The 19505-nt window shown below is 47.5% G+C and carries 14 protein-coding genes; 12 read left to right on the forward strand and 2 right to left on the reverse strand.

Annotation, left to right across the window (positions count from 1 at the left end; translation table 11 throughout):
• Positions 1 to 28 precede the first annotated feature (28 nt).
• From K3G39_RS10635 to K3G39_RS20860, 7 genes are all read left to right on the forward strand, one after another.
• Positions 29 to 1639, forward strand: coding sequence for an Ig-like domain-containing protein (locus K3G39_RS10635; protein ID WP_220626153.1), 1611 nt, complete (start codon positions 29 to 31; stop codon positions 1637 to 1639).
• Positions 1640 to 1777: 138 nt separating this feature from the next.
• Positions 1778 to 2482: a hypothetical protein gene (locus K3G39_RS20850; RefSeq protein ID WP_255594238.1), complete on the forward strand. Its 705-nt coding sequence runs from the start codon at positions 1778 to 1780 to the stop codon at positions 2480 to 2482.
• Between the two features lie 170 nt (positions 2483 to 2652).
• Complete coding sequence (locus tag K3G39_RS20855) at positions 2653 to 3057, forward strand: transposase (RefSeq protein WP_255594239.1); 405 nt, start codon at positions 2653 to 2655, stop codon at positions 3055 to 3057.
• Between the two features lie 1329 nt (positions 3058 to 4386).
• Positions 4387 to 6465 carry a cation:proton antiporter gene (locus K3G39_RS10645; RefSeq protein ID WP_220626154.1) on the forward strand — a complete coding sequence of 693 codons (2079 nt, stop codon included), beginning with the start codon at positions 4387 to 4389 and terminating at the stop codon, positions 6463 to 6465.
• Positions 6437 to 6943, forward strand: coding sequence for a DUF4385 domain-containing protein (locus K3G39_RS10650; protein ID WP_220626155.1), 507 nt, complete (start codon positions 6437 to 6439; stop codon positions 6941 to 6943). The genes K3G39_RS10645 and K3G39_RS10650 overlap by 29 nt, the downstream gene beginning before the upstream one ends.
• 91 nt (positions 6944 to 7034) lie before the next feature.
• A complete protein-coding gene (locus K3G39_RS10655; protein WP_220626156.1) occupies positions 7035 to 7493 on the forward strand; it encodes a hypothetical protein in 459 nt (152 codons plus the stop codon).
• Positions 7494 to 7679: 186 nt separating this feature from the next.
• Positions 7680 to 7811 (forward strand): hypothetical protein, encoded by a 132-nt coding sequence (locus tag K3G39_RS20860; protein WP_255594240.1) that lies wholly within the window; start codon positions 7680 to 7682, stop codon positions 7809 to 7811.
• Here the strand turns inward: K3G39_RS20860 and K3G39_RS10660 are convergent.
• Positions 7808 to 8947: a hypothetical protein gene (locus K3G39_RS10660; protein WP_220626157.1), complete on the reverse strand. Its 1140-nt coding sequence runs from the start codon at positions 8945 to 8947 to the stop codon at positions 7808 to 7810. The two genes, K3G39_RS20860 and K3G39_RS10660, sit on opposite strands and share 4 nt — an antisense overlap.
• Before the next feature lie 228 nt (positions 8948 to 9175).
• Between K3G39_RS10660 and K3G39_RS10665 the strand changes: the two genes are divergently transcribed.
• The 4 genes from K3G39_RS10665 to K3G39_RS10680 all read left to right on the forward strand — a co-directional run bounded on the left by K3G39_RS10665 (position 9176) and on the right by K3G39_RS10680 (position 16684).
• Positions 9176 to 10678 carry a glycine--tRNA ligase gene (locus K3G39_RS10665; protein WP_220626158.1) on the forward strand — a complete coding sequence of 501 codons (1503 nt, stop codon included), beginning with the start codon at positions 9176 to 9178 and terminating at the stop codon, positions 10676 to 10678.
• A gap of 991 nt (positions 10679 to 11669) precedes the next feature.
• The gene (ileS, locus tag K3G39_RS10670) at positions 11670 to 15017 is read left to right on the forward strand and encodes an isoleucine--tRNA ligase (protein WP_220626159.1); all 3348 of its coding nucleotides are present in this window, start codon (positions 11670 to 11672) and stop codon (positions 15015 to 15017) included.
• A gap of 101 nt (positions 15018 to 15118) precedes the next feature.
• Positions 15119 to 15736, forward strand: a complete 618-nt coding sequence (locus K3G39_RS10675) for a lipoprotein signal peptidase (RefSeq protein WP_220626160.1) — start codon at positions 15119 to 15121, stop codon at positions 15734 to 15736.
• A 177-nt stretch (positions 15737 to 15913) separates the two neighbouring features.
• Complete coding sequence (locus tag K3G39_RS10680) at positions 15914 to 16684, forward strand: hypothetical protein (RefSeq protein ID WP_220626161.1); 771 nt, start codon at positions 15914 to 15916, stop codon at positions 16682 to 16684.
• A gap of 63 nt (positions 16685 to 16747) precedes the next feature.
• On the opposite strand, the gene K3G39_RS10685 is transcribed toward K3G39_RS10680, so the two are convergent.
• Complete coding sequence (locus K3G39_RS10685; protein WP_220626162.1) at positions 16748 to 17410, reverse strand: HAD family phosphatase; 663 nt, start codon at positions 17408 to 17410, stop codon at positions 16748 to 16750.
• 106 nt (positions 17411 to 17516) lie between these two features.
• On the opposite strand from K3G39_RS10685, the gene K3G39_RS10690 reads away from it, so the two are divergent.
• Positions 17517 to 19352: an ABC transporter ATP-binding protein gene (locus tag K3G39_RS10690; RefSeq protein ID WP_220626163.1), complete on the forward strand. Its 1836-nt coding sequence runs from the start codon at positions 17517 to 17519 to the stop codon at positions 19350 to 19352.
• Positions 19353 to 19505: the final 153 nt, after the last annotated feature.

The raw sequence follows: 19505 nt of genomic DNA on the forward strand, positions 1-19505 counted from the left end.
GCCTGTTTTTCATTTAAACGAACAGTAGATGAAAATTATCAACAGTATTTTTCTCGCCGCCTCCCTAGTCGTATTCACATCCTGCGCAAGCATAAACAACCCGGAGGGGGGACCAAAAGATGAGGATGCACCTGAACTAATCGACAGTAATCCCAAGCCGCAGGAACTACAGGTCAGCACCAGCACGATCACTCTGGATTTTAATGAAGAGGTGCAGCCAAACAACTTACAGAAGGAATTACTGATCACACCTTTCACCGATAACAAGTACCAGATAAGAGCGAGCAAGACCAGGTTAGAACTGGTTTTTGAAAAGCCCTTAGAGGAAAATACGACCTATACCTTGAACTTCAGAAAAGGTATACAGGATATCACGGAAAAGAACATAGCGGAAGGACTGGTGTTAACATTTAGTACGGGTACATTTATCGACTCAAGTAGAGTAAGCGGGCAGGTGGTCAGGCTACTGACACAGCAACCCGAAAAGGAAGCCGTGGTAGCTTTATACCCGACTAACGATACACTGAGCATCCGTAAAAGCAGACCATACTACCAGACACAGGCCAATGCAAGCGGAGAGTTTGTGTTTGAAAACATAAAGGATGGCGAATACAGAATTTATGCGCTGACAGATAAGAACAATAACTCGCTATATGATAACGAGGAGGAGTGGATAGCCTATAGAGCAGAACCGATACGCATAACTAGTGAAGAACAGGAAATAATTTTGCAGACCGTACGAATAGATACAAAACGCCCGATCCTGCAGCGCCGTGAAAGGTATAATGACCGCTTTGTAGCGAACTATAATGAGGGTATAGAAAGCTTCACTGCCACACCAGTTGACTCACCCAAAGATAGCTTGATCCATAAAATATCGCCGGATGGAAAGATCGTGGATTTGTTTGGAGACAATCGTTTCACCGGTGGAAGAGCTGTATTAACTGCGCTTGACTCGGCAGCAAACCGCACGGTAGATACGGTACAGATTGCATTTGAAGGAAAGAGAGCACAACGTGTAATCGGAGCTAGAATAAAAACAAATGGAAATGGCAGCAACAGCACGATAAGTGAAGGACAGGAGGTAACAATTGAATTGGAGACACCGGTCAGAATTCAGACAAAAGAACCAATTCGTTTGCTGGCTGACAGTGTAGAAGTAGCCAGGCTGACATATCCGGATCAAGTGAAACTAGATCGCTCAGCCACAGAAATAAGTTTCACAATGCCGCGCTGGACCAACTCTAACCGGGAGGCTGCTATTCTATTAGACAGCGCCGGTATTGTGCCGGTACAGGGAGAACAGTTTAGTAAACCGGCCATGCAGATAACAATAGCAGAAGCACGCGGAGCCGGGAGTTTAAGAGGGGCTGTAAAAACAGAGCAAACCAATTACATTGTTCAGTTAGTGGACAGTCAATACAAAGTCAGGAACCAGGTACGTAATACCAAAACATTTAATTTTAAGAACATAGAGCCAGGCACCTATTTTATCCGGGTAATTCTGGATGCCAATAACAATGGCAAATGGGATGGAGGAGATCCGGAGCTGATCAAAGAACCGGAACAGGTATACCTTCATGACAAACCATTAGAAATCCGGGCGAACTGGGATATGGAAGAGAACATCGCATTTTAAAAGAAAAAAGGAAGCTGATTAAGCAGGAGTGGTCGGAAGATAAAATCTTCCGGCCATTTTTTGTTTCGGGGCTATTTTTTCACTTCCTTGACCTCTCTGCTTCTTTTTTTTGTTGTCTTTATAGGCTAACTGATCAAGATGATGCGCCTATTCAAAGACCACCGGATGAGTGTGAGCCAGTTGCTGGCCCTTATCCCCGAGCAATACCTGGAGCAACTCGCTCTTCAAAACCGGGTAGACCGCTATGCCAAGGTACTCCATGGGCGCAAGATGTTCTACCTGCTGCTCTATGGGATGCTGGAAAACGAGCGGCTCAGTCAGCGGAGCCTGGAAGACACCTTCAACGACCCGCTCTTCAAGCAGCTCTTTCACCTGGAGGCTGGGGAAAGCGTCCGACGGAGCTCTATATCAGAGCGTCTATCTCAAATAGATGCCCACTACTTCAGCCAGATCTATGAATGCATCTATGAGCAGTATGCCCGCCTGTATTCAGCGCGTGAGCGGCAAAAGCACCTGTTGATCCGGGTCGACAGCACCCTGGTCAGTGATACAGCCGGCAAGCTGCAAAGCAGCATCGGGCATACAAGCGGCAAGAAGGCAGTCAAATACACCATGGCCTTCGATAGGGTGCTGCCCTGCAGCGCCCAGGCTTTCAGCGGGCGTAGCTATAACAGTGAAGCGGTCGCCCTGCCCCACCTGGTCTGGCAGCATGTCCGGCAGGAGGCGGGCCATCAGAACCTGTATGTGCTGGTCAGAACCTGTATGTGCTGGACCGGGGCCTGCAATCGGGCAAAAGCCTGGAGGCCTTTGCCGCGCAGCAGGTGCCCTTTGTCTGCCGGCTGAAGGAAAAGCGCAAGTATGAGCTCAGGTCCAACCTGCTTGGGGAAGACCAGCAGACAGATCTGGGAGAAGGAGTGCTGCTGAGCGATGAGCTGGTCAGGCTTTAGTGCGGGGAGCGCATCCAAAACAAGAAAGGCAATGTCCACTACCGGGAAAGCCTGCTGGAGCAGGATTTGCGCCTGCTCATCGTGGAAAGCAAGCAAGACCCGGGGCAGCGCTACTGGCTGCTGACCAATGCCCTGCAGCTGTCCGCAGAAGAGGTAGCCAGGGCTTACCGGCAAAGGTGGGACATGGAAGTCTTCTTTCGCTTCCTCAAGCAGGAGCTGCACCTGAGCCATTTAGTTTCGCTCAACCAGAACGGCATCCAGGTGATGCTTTACATGACCCTGATTGTGGCCATGCTGCTGCTTATCTACAAACACGCCAACGCCATCGGCTATAAAACAGCCAAACGCCGGTTTGCCATGGAAGTCAGAAACCTGGCCATAGCCATCATCGTGGCAGCGTGCGGGGGGACCTGGACAAACTCTTCAAAACATAAAAAAGTGGTCGGAATTTCTTCCGACCACTCCTGCTGATTAAGCTTCCTTTTTTATGCCCAGATAAGTCATAGCACATAAAAGTGCAGTGGATAAATTCTACATGAAAGCGCTACAGATACTTTAGAGCATATAAAACTAAAGAATATCAACATTAGGGTATAAGGCTGTATGCCTCAATGAAAGGCAGAAAATGCTTTTGAATAGAAACATAAAACTCTGACGGTAACAGCACCTCGATTAACTAAATGGGTAGAGAGAGAATAATAAGTTCTTAATACGGCTAGAATTAATAGGTGCTGCCAAGGTATAGCAGCACTGGAATAACCCAAAAAATCCCCCAGGTATAAAGAACCTAAGGGTCATGCAAAAGATCGAGGAAGCAAGCCCTGCCTAAAATGATCACGCACAGGTCGAGTTCATATCTGACAACCATCTCACAATACTTACTCCTCATCGAAAGAACAACAGTTAAGCCAATAATCCCTGGATTTAAAAGAATCAAGTATACAATCAAAGATGCAGATCCTAAACCTGCTTCACAATCCCACCGAAAGAATACAACTTGATCAATTCAGCACATTCAAAAAAATCATTTCAAAAGAACTAGCAGTGCAGGTATAGATGAGTGCAGCCAGTAAACCTAACCGTTAATTAGCTGTATGTAAAAAGTCACTAATAGCTTTAGCAGCAAGGCGTGGAACAAGCGATTAGAATAAACTGAACATACCGCGCAAATAAAATCAACATGCTCCCGTAAGAGCTAAAACCGAATGCTGGCGCTATAGAAAAGAGGCTCTTTTCTGAAATTAGAAAACATGTTTAGAAATCCACAAAATACGTGGGCAAAAGTGTGGACAAATGTGGAGCAAATCTGATAACTCAATACACCACTGTTCCACAGGTTTAGCAAAAGGGGTGTGGAACACCTAAAAAGTGGAAAGCGGTTGACAAAGAGATGCCGTAAAATGGCTTTTCCACGGTAGCACCGGAGTGTGAAAAAAGAAATGCACACAAAATGGGCAAAAGTGGAAAACCGAGTTAAGTGATTGGAAGATAAAAACTAACCAAAAAATAAAGTGTGGGAAGTTAGGTGCACAGAGCAGGTATATAAAATGAAAATGAGGACAAGTCCGGATGTTCCACAGTTATAAACTTATGAACAGCCTTAATAATGAAAAAAGATTTATTTAAAGATTTATCTAATTAAAATTAATAAGGTCAGGGATAATGTGGAAAGCTGGATAAATCAGCTCAAAAAGAAAGAAAAAGAGTGCTGAAAACCCGGGGAGAAAAGGCGCGGCAAAAAAGCAAAAAAATAAAATCTCTATATTTATAGGGAGAAAAAGAGAACGCTAACACAAAACTATGAGATTACTATTAAAACTAGTACCACCCTTTGAAGACCCAGTGCTGATTTTCACGCTGGTGCTGCTGATTATCCTGATTGCTCCCATCATATTAAACAAACTGAAAATTCCGGGCATAGTCGGACTTATATTGGCCGGTGTAATTGTGGGTCCAAACGGGTTCAACCTGCTGCAGCGCGACGCCAGCATGATCCTTTTCGGAACAGTAGGAATACTTTATATCATGTTTCTGGCAGGGTTGGAAATGGATATGATAGGGTTCAAGAAGACTAAAGTAAGAAGCATTGTATATGGCGCGCTTACATTCTTTATACCTATAATATCAGGTACTATACTTTTCTTCTATGGATATGAATACGAGATAAATTCAGCAGTACTACTGTCGTGTATGTTTGCCTCCCACACTTTGCTGGCTTATCCTATTGTAAGTAAACTCGGGCTAACCAAAAATGAAGCGGTAACAGTAACCATAGGAGGAACAATCATTACAGATACAGCTGTACTTTTGGTACTGGCAGTAGTAGCAGGGGTCGCACAAGGCAACATTGGAGTAGGATACTGGATAAAGCTGATGGTATCGCTTTCCGTGTTTGTAGCGATTGTGGTATTTGTGTTTCCAATCATAGCCAAATGGTTTTTTAAGCAAATAGAAAGTGAGAAAGGCGCACAGTTCATTTTTGTGCTGACACTGGTGTTTGCAGCAGCATTTCTGGCTGAACTGGCAGGAGTGGAAGCAATATTAGGGGCCTTCCTGGCAGGATTGGCGCTTAACCAACTCATACCCCATACATCAGCTTTGATGAACAGGCTGGAGTTTGTAGGCAACAACATCTTCGTTCCATTCTTCCTCATAAGCGTAGGTATGTTGGTTGATGTAACGGTGCTGTTCGAGGGAATCGAGATCATAATCATGGCAGTTGTCATCATCGTGCTGGCACTGGTAACTAAATGGGTGCCTGCTTACATTACACAAAAGCTTTATGGCTATACCTCCACCCAGCGAAATCTGATGTTTGGGCTCAGTACAGCAAGAGCTGCAGCTACACTAGCAGTGATATTGGTAGGATATGAGTTGCAGATAATTGGGGAGACGGCTCTTAACCTAACAGTGGTGCTAATCCTGGCCACTTCACTGAGCAGTTCATTCATTACAGAAAAAGCAGCACGCATACTGGCAATTATCGAAAGCCGAAAGCAGCCGGACCTAAGCGAGAAGCCAGATAGAATTATGGTGCCGATCGGGAATCCGAAAACGCTCGAGAATCTGGTGGATCTGGCTATCATGCTAAAAAACCCACAGTACCATGAGCCCATATACCCACTCGCCGTGGTAATAGACAATGAACAGGCAAATGAGGAGATCTACAAGAAGAACAAAATGCTGCAGGAAGCCATTAAACATGCGTCAGCAACTGATCATGATGTTCAATTGGTATCCAAAATAGATATAAACGTGGCTAGTGGGATACTACGAGCCATTAAAGAATTGATGATTACGGAGGTGGTGCTGGGCTGGAATGCTAAGATCACGACACGTGACCGGATATTTGGTACCATACTCGATAACCTGCTTGCAAACACTGAGCAAATGATACTCGTGTGTAAGATCATGCAGCCGCTGAATACAACCAACCGTCTGGTAGTGATCGTACCAGCCAACGGAGAACTTGAAAGAGGATTCTTGCGCTGGATGCGAGCCGTACGATTGCTCTCGACACAACTGGGGGCAAAAGTGGTTTTTATGGCAGGTAGAAGAACGAATAATAAAATAAAAGCTACCGTGACGAGCAGTAAGCCAGCCATAGATGCCACGTATATGCCGCGCCCTACCATGCCCGAGTTTGCGAACAACCAGACAGGTATAGGCAAAGACGACATGGTGGTGGTGATCTCGGCTCGAAAAGGAACTGTATCCTACAATGGCGTACTAGACAATGTGCCACGCGTGCTTTCGCGAAATTATAAGGACAACAGCTTTATCATTATTTATCCGGAGCAGCACCCGAACATGTACCAGGACAACCAGTTCAAGACAACGAACTATACCAATGAAGCGAGAGAAATCGAAGGCTTTTAACTATGAACTTGATTTCAAAAAGACGGACTTTAGAAAAACTCCGGAGCTATACCGTATAGGAAAAGGAGAGCAGGGTGTTTTGCTGGTAGAGCCCTATAAGTCGGAGATACTGCCGCATTGGCGCTTTAAAACGCCCGAGGTGGCACAGGAATCATCGGAGCATATCTATGGCTTGTTTTTGGAATACCTCCGCCATAACGACTTTGTGGGCGCCGATATGGCCCGCAAGTTTTTGCAGATGGGCTATACCCGATCGCGCCGCTACGCCAACCACCGCACAGGCCAGAAGTACAAGGGACCTGTGCCGGAAGATAAGAAAGGGCAGAGCGGAGCCCACGGCCGAGACCAGTTGCCGCTAGACCCTGACCCGGTAAAAGCAGAATCGGCACGTATTTTTAAAGAAAAATGGGAGGAAGCCAAAGAAAATGAAACGTATAAAAAGCTAATGGCAGACTTCAGGGCAAAATATGAAGCCTAAAAAAACGGAAATGAGGTATAGCAATTAACCTTTTAATTCAGAAATTAGTAAATCACATATCTTTGCATACAAGATAAAACTAGAGAATAACATGGTTAACAAAGAAATCAGGTTAGGCAAAGGGCTTGGTAAGATCAAGTTTGGCCTTACAATGGAAGAAGTAGAAGCACTATTGGGCGAACCTGAAGAGATAGAAGAGTCCGATGAAGAAGATGAGTTTGAGCACCAGGCCTGGAACTACTGGGAAGAAGGCTACTCGCTGTACTTCGACAAGGAAGACGATTACAAACTGAGCTGCATCGAAACAGCCAACCGCGACGTGAAGTTGTGGGAAGAGCGTATTTTCGAGATGAGCCAGGAGCAGCTAAAAAGACTTTTCGCTGACCACGGTTACGAAGATCTGGAAGAAGAAGAAATGGAAACAGGCGAAACACGCGTTTCTTACGAAAAAGAAATGATCGACCTGTACTTCGACGAAGACCAACTAATAGCCGTGAACTTTGGCGTGTTCATCAACGACAACCTGGAGGTTGTTTGGCCAGAGAAATAAGAAAAACAGTTTCTGCATACATCCCGGCTTCTGCAAAGAAACCGGGATTTTTTTTGCCTAAACCTCGATAAGCTACTCACAACAAGGTATAGATCTGAAAAGAAGACAAGCTATTCCTGAGGCTCCAAGTATAGGTATAACTCATCACTAAAGAAAAGCGTTATACCTGACGGACAGGTATAGCCTGTGGAAAAGCTAATCAAAAACAGCGATTACAGGTATAGGAGGCACTATTTCAGGTATAGCTATACACAGGAGAGCATAAAAAAGGCCCGGTGTAAGCCGGGCCTTTTCAACAGCAATGGTGCTATACCTTAGTTGAAGAAGAAGTTATAAATCTCTTCCTGAATAGCGGGGTTAATAGCGATAGCCAGTATCATGGAGATGATCAGACCAATAGTTACTGACAGGATATCCTTGCCTATCAAATTCAGCGTTTTGGCAATCTTGGTGCTGCTATCCTGTGCTCTCAGGCGCATACCTAACTCACGGCCGGCCAGCAAACCAATAAACACCCAGGTAGTACTCATCGGCACGTTGTTCACCTCCTTGAAAACATAAAGGATCAGGGCATAAACTAAGTCGATGATGGTGGCACTACGCACATCGCGTACCTCCGATTTCTCGTTGATAATGTTCTGAATTTTGTCGCCTTTTTTGAAGAACAGGAAGCCAAGGCCCAGGAAGATAAACAGCGTGAAAACCAGGAACTCGTATATATTCAACTGGCGCGGCAGGTATACAGCAATGTTAGCCAGGTCTTGCGCCAACCAGATGTACCACAAAAAGCCACTGATAATCCACTGTGCCCATACCCAGAACGCATGTGCCTCGCCTTTTATGAAGCGCTTGATAACTTTAGTAAGGGTCAGGTATATAATCAGGGCAGAAATAAAGGCAACGATATAACCGGCTATACTTTTATTGAGCATGCTCAGGATAGTGCCCGAAGTAGCCGTGAACACGCTAAGCAGCATGAACGTGGTGGAGACAGGTATACGGAACCTGGTCAGGAGCAACAGAATGATAGGTGCAGCTAACTGCAGGTATACAAACTTGGATGGTGCTACGTCGAGGCCAGGTGTGGCAAGGCGTTGGTACGATACGTCACCGTCAAACACTACCCAGCTATACGATACCGTGAACACAAAAATAAGCCCCATAAAGAGCCACTGCCAGTACCACTTCCGATGTTCATTGGAGCCAATGAACGTACCGATGGTCTGGATACTGTCGTTGGCGATTGCCGAGTAACCTGCGAAAGCGAAGCCCACCCACATGGCAATGGAAGGATAAGGATAAAGCGCGCCCGCTGCAATCAGGGCAAAGGCAATAAAATAGAGGAACTTCTTTTCTTTTTGAACTACCACATCCACGAAGCTGATTCGCTTCATAAACTTATGGGGTTGGGTAGGCACTACATGCTTCGGCCCTTTCTTTTTCTTCTTAGCCATTTTCAAAAATTGGGTGAGATTTTAAAAACGCCGCAAGTTATCATAAAATAGGCGAGAGACTGAGCGGTCTAATGTTAAGAAATTATTAACAGATGCTGGTTTATACCTGATATACCTTTGATAGTTATACTAAAGCGAGAAAAAATTAGCGTATAGTGTTTTTTGCATACTCGAAAATCTGTAAAAAGCGTATGGCATAATCACACCTTAATCTTCTATCTTTGCAGCATGGCGACACAAGAGAAAACCCCTGTAGAAAACGCGCAATTAAAAGATATCATCTCGCACGCAAAGGAGTACGGCTTCGTATTTCCGTCAAGTGAGATTTATGATGGTCTGCAAGCCGTGTACGATTACGGCCAGATGGGCGTAGAGCTGAAAAACAACCTCAAGAACCTGTGGTGGAAGTCGATGACGCAGCTGCATCAGAACGTGGTAGGTATAGATGCTTCCATTTTCATGCACCCGCTTACCTGGAAGGCCTCCGGTCACATCGACAGCTTCAACGACCCGATGATTGATAACAAGGACTCAAAGAAGCGTTACCGCGCCGACGTGCTGATAGAAGAGAAAGCCGCCCAGTACGAAGCCGACGGACACTACGACAAAGCCAGCGAGCTACTAGTAGAGATGGGCAAGCTGCTCGGTGCCGAAGAACTCGATGCCGTACGTGAGCTGATCATTCGTGAAGATATTAAATGCCCGATTTCCGGCACCACCAACTGGACCGAAGTACGTCAGTTTAACCTGATGTTCTCGACGCAGGTAGGTTCTGTGGCCGAAGACTCGAGCACCATTTACCTGCGCCCCGAAACGGCTCAGGGTATATTTGTGAACTTCCTGAACGTGCAGAAGACCGGCCGCATGAAGGTGCCGTTTGGTATCGCGCAAATCGGGAAGGCCTTCCGTAACGAGATTGTGGCCCGTCAGTTCATCTTCCGTATGCGCGAGTTTGAGCAGATGGAAATGCAGTTTTTCGTGCGCCCTGGCACCGAGATGGAATGGTACAACACTTGGAAAGAGAACCGTAAGAAATGGCACGAAGCCATTGGTATACCTGCTGACAGCCTGCGCTACCACGACCACGAAAAGCTGGCACACTACGCCAACGCTGCCGTGGACATTGAGTTCAAATTCCCATTCGGTTTCAAAGAGGTGGAAGGTATACACTCACGCACCGACTTTGACCTGACCCAGCACCAGGAGTTGAGCCGCAAAAAAATGCAGTACTTCGACAACGACCTGAGCGAAGACGGCAAACCATATGGCAACTACATCCCTTATGTGGTGGAAACATCCGTAGGCGCCGACCGCCTGTTCCTGATGACGCTTTGCAGCGCCTATACCGAAGAAGAAATCACTGAAGGTGACCAAACCAAGACACGTACCTTCCTGAAATTCCACCCGTCACTGGCTCCTGTTAAGGCTGCTATTCTGCCACTCACGAAGAAAGACGGCTTGCCAGAGAAAGCGACAGAGATTTTTAACTCGCTGCGCTACGACTTCAACATGATTTACGAAGAGCGTGACTCCATTGGTAAGCGTTATACCCGTCAGGATTTGATCGGTACACCGTTCTGCATCGCCGTAGACCACCAGACGCTGGAAGACAATACGGTAACCGTTCGTGATCGTGACTCCCGTGAGCAGGTGCGCATGCCAATCAGCGAACTGCACAGCTACATCGACAAAGCTGTTAACTTCAAGAGCATATTTGAGAAGTTGGCCTAAGGTATAGGTATAGCATTAATAGAAAACAGCCTGCGGCACTAAGTCGCAGGCTGTTTTTGTTTTGTAGCCAACCGTCCCGGGACAGATATTAGTTATGGGCGGAGCTGTATGAGGCTCCCAATAGGTATAGCTATACCTTAAATTGTCTCTAAAAATGTCCGAAAATACTCGTAAGTGTTGTTGTTATGTTAAATGGAGTGTTCGGTGATGTGGATAATTAATAGTTAATAGTAGTAGGGTATACAGCCAGTGCTTTGGTAACCAATGCTTTATGATATGCATGATTGAAAATAAGCTACCGCTATACCTGTTACAATGGTCAACCGTGTCTTGGCGCAATTTTAAATTGTCTATACATAGGTTTCAGATATTCAGCTTAAGCAATTAGCTAGGTATAGCCGAAGAACTAGATGCAATTACGAGTATGACAAACGCTTCTCCTAATAATATTGATGGGTTTGAAAACTTTTTAGAGCATGACGGCTAAAGAACAGGCTGTGTAAAAGCTGTTCTAAAACTGCCAATTGGCTTCATAAAGGTGCTTTACAGGCAATTATTCCACAATGTTTGCCAGACTGCAGCACGAGGTTTTATGCACTGTGTCCGGTATAGGTATAGCAAAAGATGGTAGAAAAGTCCTGCAAGCTTCCACGTGGAAAGCATCAAAAAATTAAAAATACTTACCTTTGTATTACAGCTGGAAAATCCGGAGTAAAAAGGGCTCTTTACCAGAGTTTAACGAGACACGAGATCTGTTTTATAACGATTGATTTCCGGTATCTGACCCACAAGGCAGCATGGGCAAAATATGCTGCTTTGTACTGTGGTTTTAGCTAAATGCCCATTTAAGGATACCGGCATATTTGGTTTAGGTGCAAGCGGGCAGGATTGTACTGTTATCAATCCTGAGTATCTTGCTAAATAGCTACATTAGCTTGAACCAGCTGATTTGAATTTTGACGAAGAATTATCGTAAGAATAAGTGCTGAAAATGGCAAAGTATAACGAATACAAAAACCTGAACTACGCGCAAGTAGGCGAGGATGTGCTGGCATTCTGGAAAGAACACAATATCTTTCAGAAGTCGGTGTCGACAAGAGAGGGGCACAAGCCTTTCGTGTTTTATGAAGGACCTCCTTCAGCCAACGGTACGCCGGGTATTCACCACGTGATGGCCCGCGCCGTGAAAGATATTTTCTGCCGTTACAAGACGTTAAAAGGCTTCCAGGTGAACCGCAAAGGCGGCTGGGACACGCACGGTCTGCCCGTAGAGCTGCAGGTAGAAAAGGAGCTGGGCATCACAAAAGAGGATATCGGCAAGAAGATAACGGTGGAGGAATACAACCAGCGCTGCCGCGAAACGGTGATGCGTTTCAAAGGCCAGTGGGACGACCTGACAGAGCAGATGGGTTACTGGGTGGACCTCGACAATCCGTATATCACGTTTGAGAACAATTACATCGAGTCGGTATGGGCGCTGCTGAAACGCCTGTACGACAAAGGTTTCTTATACAAGGGCTATACCATACAGCCTTACTCACCGGGAGCGGGCACGGGTCTGAGCTCACACGAACTCAACCAGCCGGGCTGCTACAAAATGGTGAAGGACACGACCATCGTGGCGCAGTTCGAGGTGAAAAAAATTACACGCAACATGTTCCTGTTCGAGTACGAGGAGGAGAATGTGTTTTTCCTGGCCTGGACAACCACGCCTTGGACGCTTCCGGCGAACACGGCGCTGGCGGTAGGCAAGGGCATCAAGTACGTGAAAGTGCGTACCTACAACCCCTATACTTACGAGCCGATTTCGGTGATACTCGCCAAAGACCTGGTAAGCCGCTTCTTCAATCCGAAAGCAGCCGACCTGGCTCTGACCGACTATAGTTCCGGCGATAAACTGATCCCGTTCAAGGTAGTAGAAGAATTTACGGGTGCTGATCTGGCCGGTGTAGAGTATCACCAATTGATGCCATACGTGCAGCCGGATAAGCCAGCCTTCAGAGTAGTGGTAGGCGATTTCGTGACCACAGAAGATGGTACCGGTATCGTGCACATTTCGCCAACCTTTGGTGCGGACGACTTTAGGGTAGCTGCCCAGAACGATATACCTGCGCTGTTGGTAGAAGACGAGAATGGCAAACCAATGCCGCTCGTGGACAAGCAAGGCCGCTTCGTAAAAGAGGTAACTGACTTTGCCGGTATGTATGTGAAAAACTATACCGGTGAAGATGAGTCAGCTGCTGACTACAAGCCGACCGACGTACTGATTGCCATCAAACTGAAAGAAGAGGGCAGAGCCTTTAAAGTAGAGAAATACGAGCACACCTATCCGCATTGCTGGAGAACTGATAAGCCGGTACTTTACTATCCGCTGGATAGCTGGTTTATCAAGACTACGGCAGTTAAAGATAGATTGATCGAGCTCAACAAGACCATCAATTGGAAACCGGAATCTACGGGTACAGGTCGTTTCGGTAACTGGCTCGAGAATCTGGTGGATTGGAACCTGTCGCGTTCCCGCTATTGGGGCACGCCGCTGCCAATCTGGAGAACAGAAGATGGTGAAGAAGAAATCTGCATCGGCTCTATCCAGCAACTGAGCGACGAGATAGACCGTGCCGTGGACGCTGGCCTGATGGAAGCGTCTGTGGAGATAAACGACCTGCACCGTCCGTATGTGGACAACATCGTGCTGGTAAGCGACTCAGGAAAGCCAATGTACAGAGAGACAGACCTGATCGACGTTTGGTTCGACTCAGGCGCTATGCCTTATGCACAGTGGCACTACCCGCTGGAGAACAAGGAAATCTTCGAACAGAACTTCCCAGCCGACTACATCGCCGAGGGCGTTGACCAGACGCGTGGTTGGTTCTTTACGCTGCATGCTTTGGCTGTGATGTTGGAGGATAGCGTGGCTTACAAGAACGTAATCGCGAATGGTCTGGTACTCGATAAGAACGGTAACAAGATGAGCAAGCGCCTTGGCAATGCCATCGACCCGTTTGAGATGATCGGCAAGTATGGTCCGGACGCCGTGCGCTGGTACATGATTGCCAACGCGCCACCTTGGGACAACCTGAAGTTCAACCCGGAGGGGGTAGTGGAGACACAGCGCCGTTTCTTCGGAACGTTGCAGAATACCTACTCTTTCTTCGCGCTATACGCCAACCTGGATAACTTCACTTTTGCTGAGCACGAGGTGCCACTAGAGCGCAGAACCGAAAGCGACCGCTGGATTATCTCCAAGCTGAACACGCTGGTAGCTGACGTTGACACCTTCTTAGAAGACTACGACCCAACCCGTGCTGCCCGAGCCATACAGGATTTCGTGGTGGATGACCTGAGCAACTGGTACGTGCGCCTGAACCGCAAACGTTTCTGGAAAGGCGAGTACAACGAAGACAAGATGGCCGCTTACCAGACGCTCTATACCTGTCTGGAGACGATCGCCAAACTGGCTTCGCCTATCGCGCCATTCTACGCCGAGCAACTCTACCGCGACCTGAACAACGTGAGCGGCAAGCACAAAGAGGAATCGGTTCATTTGGCTTACTATCCGGAAGTGGAACACTCTGCTATCGACAAGGACCTGGAAGAGCGCATGGCACTGGCCCAGACCATCTCGTCGCTGGTGCACTCGCTGCGCAAGAAGCACTTTATCAAGGTGCGTCAGCCGCTGCAGCGTATCCTTATACCTGTGCTGAATGATAAGACACGTCAGCAGATTCAGGCCGTAGAAGACCTGATCATGAGCGAAGTGAACATCAAGCACGTGGAGTACATCGACGATACGTCCGGTATACTGGTGAAGAAGATCAAGCCGAACTTCAAGAAGCTGGGTCAGGTTTTCGGTCCGAAAATGAAGCTGGTGGCGGCCGCTGTGCAGCAGATGAACCAGGAGGACATCGCGCTCTTAGAGCGTGAAGGCGGAATCGAACTGCAAATCAGCGACGAGGAAACCGCTGTGCTGACGCCGGAGGACGTGGAAATCTCTTCGGAGGACATCCCAGGCTGGTTGGTAGCCAGCGAAGGCAAACTGACAGTGGCACTCGACGTGACCATTACCGAAGAGCTGAAGCAGGAAGGTATCGCCCGTGAGTTGGTGAACCGAATCCAGAACCTGCGCAAAGACAGCAACCTGGAAGTGCAGGATAAGATACACATCGTGCTGCAGGCATCGGTGCCGGAAGTAAATGCCGCTGTGGAAAACTTCCGCGACTACATCCAGGCCGAGACACAGGCGCTGAGCCTTGAACTGACTGACAGTGTGGTAGATGGCACACTCTTAGAGGTGGACGATTACCAGGTGAACATCCACATCCGCACTGAAGCGGTTTAGCATAAATAATAAGCCCCGGCTGTATAAAACGGCTGGGGCTATACCTTATACCTGTATCCTGCGGCGGCTGATTAAAGTCTCTGCAGCCTAATAGACGAAACATGAAATATTGGAAGTACTACCTGGTGGCCCTTATTGTCATCATCATCGACCAGGCTGTGAAGCTTATCGTGCATTACAACATGGAAATGGGGATGCCTGGCGAGATTGTGCTCCTTGGCGACTGGCTGAAGCTGCATTATACTCTGAACCCAGGTATGGCCTTTGGTGTGGAACTCGGCTCTGACTACGGCAAGCTGATGCTGTCGCTGTTCCGGTTAGTTGCGGTGTTCGGTATAGCCTATTACATCTACCATCTTGTCCAGACGAAAGCTCCGAAAGGCCTGATCTGGTGCATTGGCCTGATTCTGGGCGGCGCCATCGGCAACCTGATCGACAGTACCTTCTACGGTGTTCTATTTGACAATCATCCCTATGGCTCTTCCACTCCCTGGTTTCACGGTCAGGTAATTGACATGTTCTACATAGACATATGGGAGGGCATCGTGCCGAACTGGGTTCCGCTATTAGGTGGTAAACCCATGTCTCTCTGGCCTATCTTTAATGTGGCGGATTCGGCTATTTTTATCGGTGTGCTGATTATCCTCTTCAACCAGAAGCGCTTCTTCGCGCACTACGACGAACCGGCTAAGCAGCCTGCAGCCGAGCAAAAGGGTTAATAAGGTATAGATTAAAGCTAAAAAAAGCGGCTGTTCCATGTGGAGCAGCCGCTTTTGTGTGGTATAGTTTAGATGAATTACAGTTTCTTTTTTCTGCGAACCACTGGATGCGGTTAGAAAACTTCCGCTTATATTTCGTGCCTTTTTCTGGTTACTCTACCTCAAATCCTGAGCCTGATGAAATTAAGTAAGCTTATAGCGGTTGTTGCCTTATCTATAGGGCTGTCAGCCTGTGGTTGTGAAGATGTGCATCTGGGTAAGCTCGAGTTTACCAACGAATTAGTATCCTTTTTGCCAGCTCAGCCAGCTCAAGGTATGAGTTATTACATGGCGGAGGAGGGCATTAACCGGAAAATGAAATATGTTAATGCTGCTGGGATAATGAGCGTTGAGCTACCAGTAAGAAAGACAAATTACAGCGGCAAATTTGACCCGAATTCCTGCAAGGAGTTTTTTACAGCTGACCAGAAGGTATACACAAGCCAAACAGAAGGCGAGAGCCTGACCAGTATCAGTATCACTTACAGAAAAGATGCGAGCACTGATCGGTTCAACAATATAACAGATAAAGCTCAAGTTGAGGACGTGATTGAATTCACAATCGGTTACAATAACAAATTTCCTCAGCCGATACAGACTGGCACTTCCAGCAGTAGCCATTTCATTACGAGCCGCACTTTCCTGCTTACTGACGCGACAACCCACACGATTGAGAATCCTACCTATACTCAGAAATTCTTACCAACCGTGACGCTTGGTGGTGTGCAGCACCAAAACGTATACCATCTATACCTAAACCAACCCAACTACTACAGGCCGGAGGAACAGTACATCCACGACCGCTATCCTGCTTTGGATTACATACAAGGAATTTATGTAAAGGAAGGGTTTGGGATTATACATGGCTATACCTCTAAAGGCAAGGATATTGTGCTGAGCATGAACTAATCCAGGATTTTGTTTTACCTGAAGCATCAGTCATTATACCTGCAGCACAAAACGCTGCTCTGATTACAAAACTCCCAATTTTTCCAGCCGTACTTTCAAATCCTCAGGTGAGGTAAAGTGAATTGAATCTATACCTAGTTGCTCGGCGGCTTTAATATTGCGGAGGTTATCGTCGATGAACAGCACTTCGGATGGTTGCAAGTTATACCTATTGAGCAAGGTATGGTAGAAACTGGGGTTGGGTTTGCGGTCCTTTTCAGTGCCAGATACCACAATGCCGTCGAACCAGCCGAGGAAGTCGTAGCGCTCCAGGGCAATCGGGAAAAGCTCAGCTGACCAATTGGTGAGGGCGTATAGCTTATGCTCGCCACGATGCTTCATCTCCCGGAAAATCTCCACAGTGCCTTCAATCGGGCCGCCCAGCATTTCTTCCCAACGCCCGTAATAGGCTCTGATGTGTTCTTCGTGTTCGGGATGCTTTGCGATCAGGTAGTCGTTGGCTTCCTGTATGGTGCGGCCGGCATCCTGTTCTTCGTTCCACTCAAACGTGCAGACGTTTTCAAGGAAATGCAGCATTTGCGCTTCGTCATCAAAAATTTTGCGGTACAGGTGATGCGGGTTCCAGTCGATCAGCACAGCACCGAGATCCCAGATGATCGTGCTTTTAGCATTAGTTTCGGTAGAGGTGCTGTTACCAGTGAAGTTGTTCTCAGAAGAGTTTTTCATATGTTTTAAGCTCAATCTTAAATGTACTGCGAAAAACGAAAACAAGAAAGGCTTCTCAATCATTCAAAAAACCTTATTTTTACCCGAAACACATACCTCATCACCTTTGTCTATACTTACGCCCATACTGCAGGTCACAGATCTCGGAACCACTTTTTCCACTCGCCAGGGTATAGTCCGTGCGGTGAATCAGGTGTCGTTTGCGGTATACCCGGGCGAGGCGGTGGCGATAGTAGGGGAGTCGGGTTCTGGGAAGTCGGTGACGGCGCTGTCGCTCATGCAGCTAATTGACACCAATGCGCAGGTTAGTGGGAAGGCCATATTTGAGTCGGCACGGCTAGGGGCGGTAGACTTGTTACAACTGAAAGAAAAGCAATTGCAACAGGTTCGTGGCAACGAGATGGGCATGATTTTTCAAGATCCCATGTCGTCGCTCAACCCCGTCTATACCTGTGGACAACAGGTGGCAGAGGTGCTCTTGTGGCACCGTAAAATTTCAAAAAAAGAGGCGAAAGAGCGTGTATTACAACTTTTTGAGCAAGCCAGGCTTCCTAGGCCGGAGCAAATTTATAACAGTTATCCACATCAGATTTCCGGGGGACAGAAGCAACGGGTGATGATCGCCATGGCCATGGCCTGCGAACCTGCTATCCTGATTGCCGACGAACCGACTACTGCTTTAGACGTGACGGTGCAGGCCCGCATGCTCTCGCTGATCGATGAACTGCGGGTGAAGCAAAACATGGCCGTACTATTGATCAGTCATGATTTAGGGGTAGTAGCCGAGATTGCCGACCGTGTGCTGGTGATGTACAAAGGCCGCATAGTGGAGCAAGGTAAAGTGCTCGATATTTTCACCAATCCGCAGCATCCTTATACCAAAGGTTTGCTTGCCTGTCGCCCAACGCTCAGCACCAAGTCACAAGCCAAGTTGCCTACGGTCGCTGATTGTATGGAGGAAGACGAGCAAGGTATAGTTCAGGAAAAGAAGCCGCAGGTATACGAGCCGTCGTTGGTGGACGTGGTGAATGCCTATGTGGGTACAGTCTCAGGTATAAAGCAGCAGCGCTACAACAGCCAGAAGCCGCCCTTGTTGCAGGTGCAGGATTTACAGGTATACTTCCCCATCAAGAAAGGAATTTTCTCCCGCACCACAGGCCATGTGAAAGCCGTGGACGGGGTGAGCTTTGAGTTAAAGCACGCCCAAACCATAGCCTTGGTAGGCGAGTCAGGAAGCGGCAAGACGACACTGGGACGGGCAATTTTAAGACTGCTGGAGACAACTGCAGGGAGCGTGCTATTCGAAGGGATGGACATCGCCGGCATGGACGCTGAAACCCTACGCAAAAGCCGCCGGCATTTCCAGATGATCTTCCAGGATCCCTATACCTCGCTCAACCCCATGCACACCGTAGGGGAGGCCATACTGGAACCCATGCGTGTGCATAAACTCTACGGCAGCGATAAAGAACGCCGATCTAAAATGCTGGAACTCCTTGAAAAAGTAGGACTTAAGGCGGAGTATGCGCAGCGTTATCCACAGGCTTTTTCGGGCGGACAACGGCAGCGTATTGCCATAGCACGAGCCTTGGCACTGCAACCCAAACTGTTGATATGCGATGAGTCGGTGTCGGCGCTGGATGTGTCGGTGCAGGCGCAGGTGCTCAATCTGCTCAACGAACTCAGGCGTGATTTCAACATGACCTATATCTTCATCACGCACGATCTGGCTGTTGCCAAGCACATGGCTGACCGTATACTGGTGATGCACAAAGGCCGCATTGTAGAGCAAGGTATACCTGCCCAGCTTTTCCAGAATCCGCAGCACGACTACACGCGTTCTCTCCTGCAAGCTATACCTGCCGGTGATCCTGAATCCATTGTGATGGCGCAGGAAAAGCGAATGATACTGAAAACAGGTATAGCACTGCATCAGGATTAATATACCTTTCTGTATAGCCCATATATAGAGTTTTCTCTATAAATTCACCTGAAATTGATTTGGCTTTAACCTAAGTCCGGCTTGCGGGCGTATAGAGGCTAAACTATTTCAATCAAGAATTGCCATGGCCCGGGTGCGGCATACCTGCACCGG

The sequence above is a fragment of the Pontibacter sp. HSC-14F20 genome (assembly GCF_019599265.1).
Taxonomy (GTDB): Bacteria; Bacteroidota; Bacteroidia; order Cytophagales; family Hymenobacteraceae; genus Pontibacter.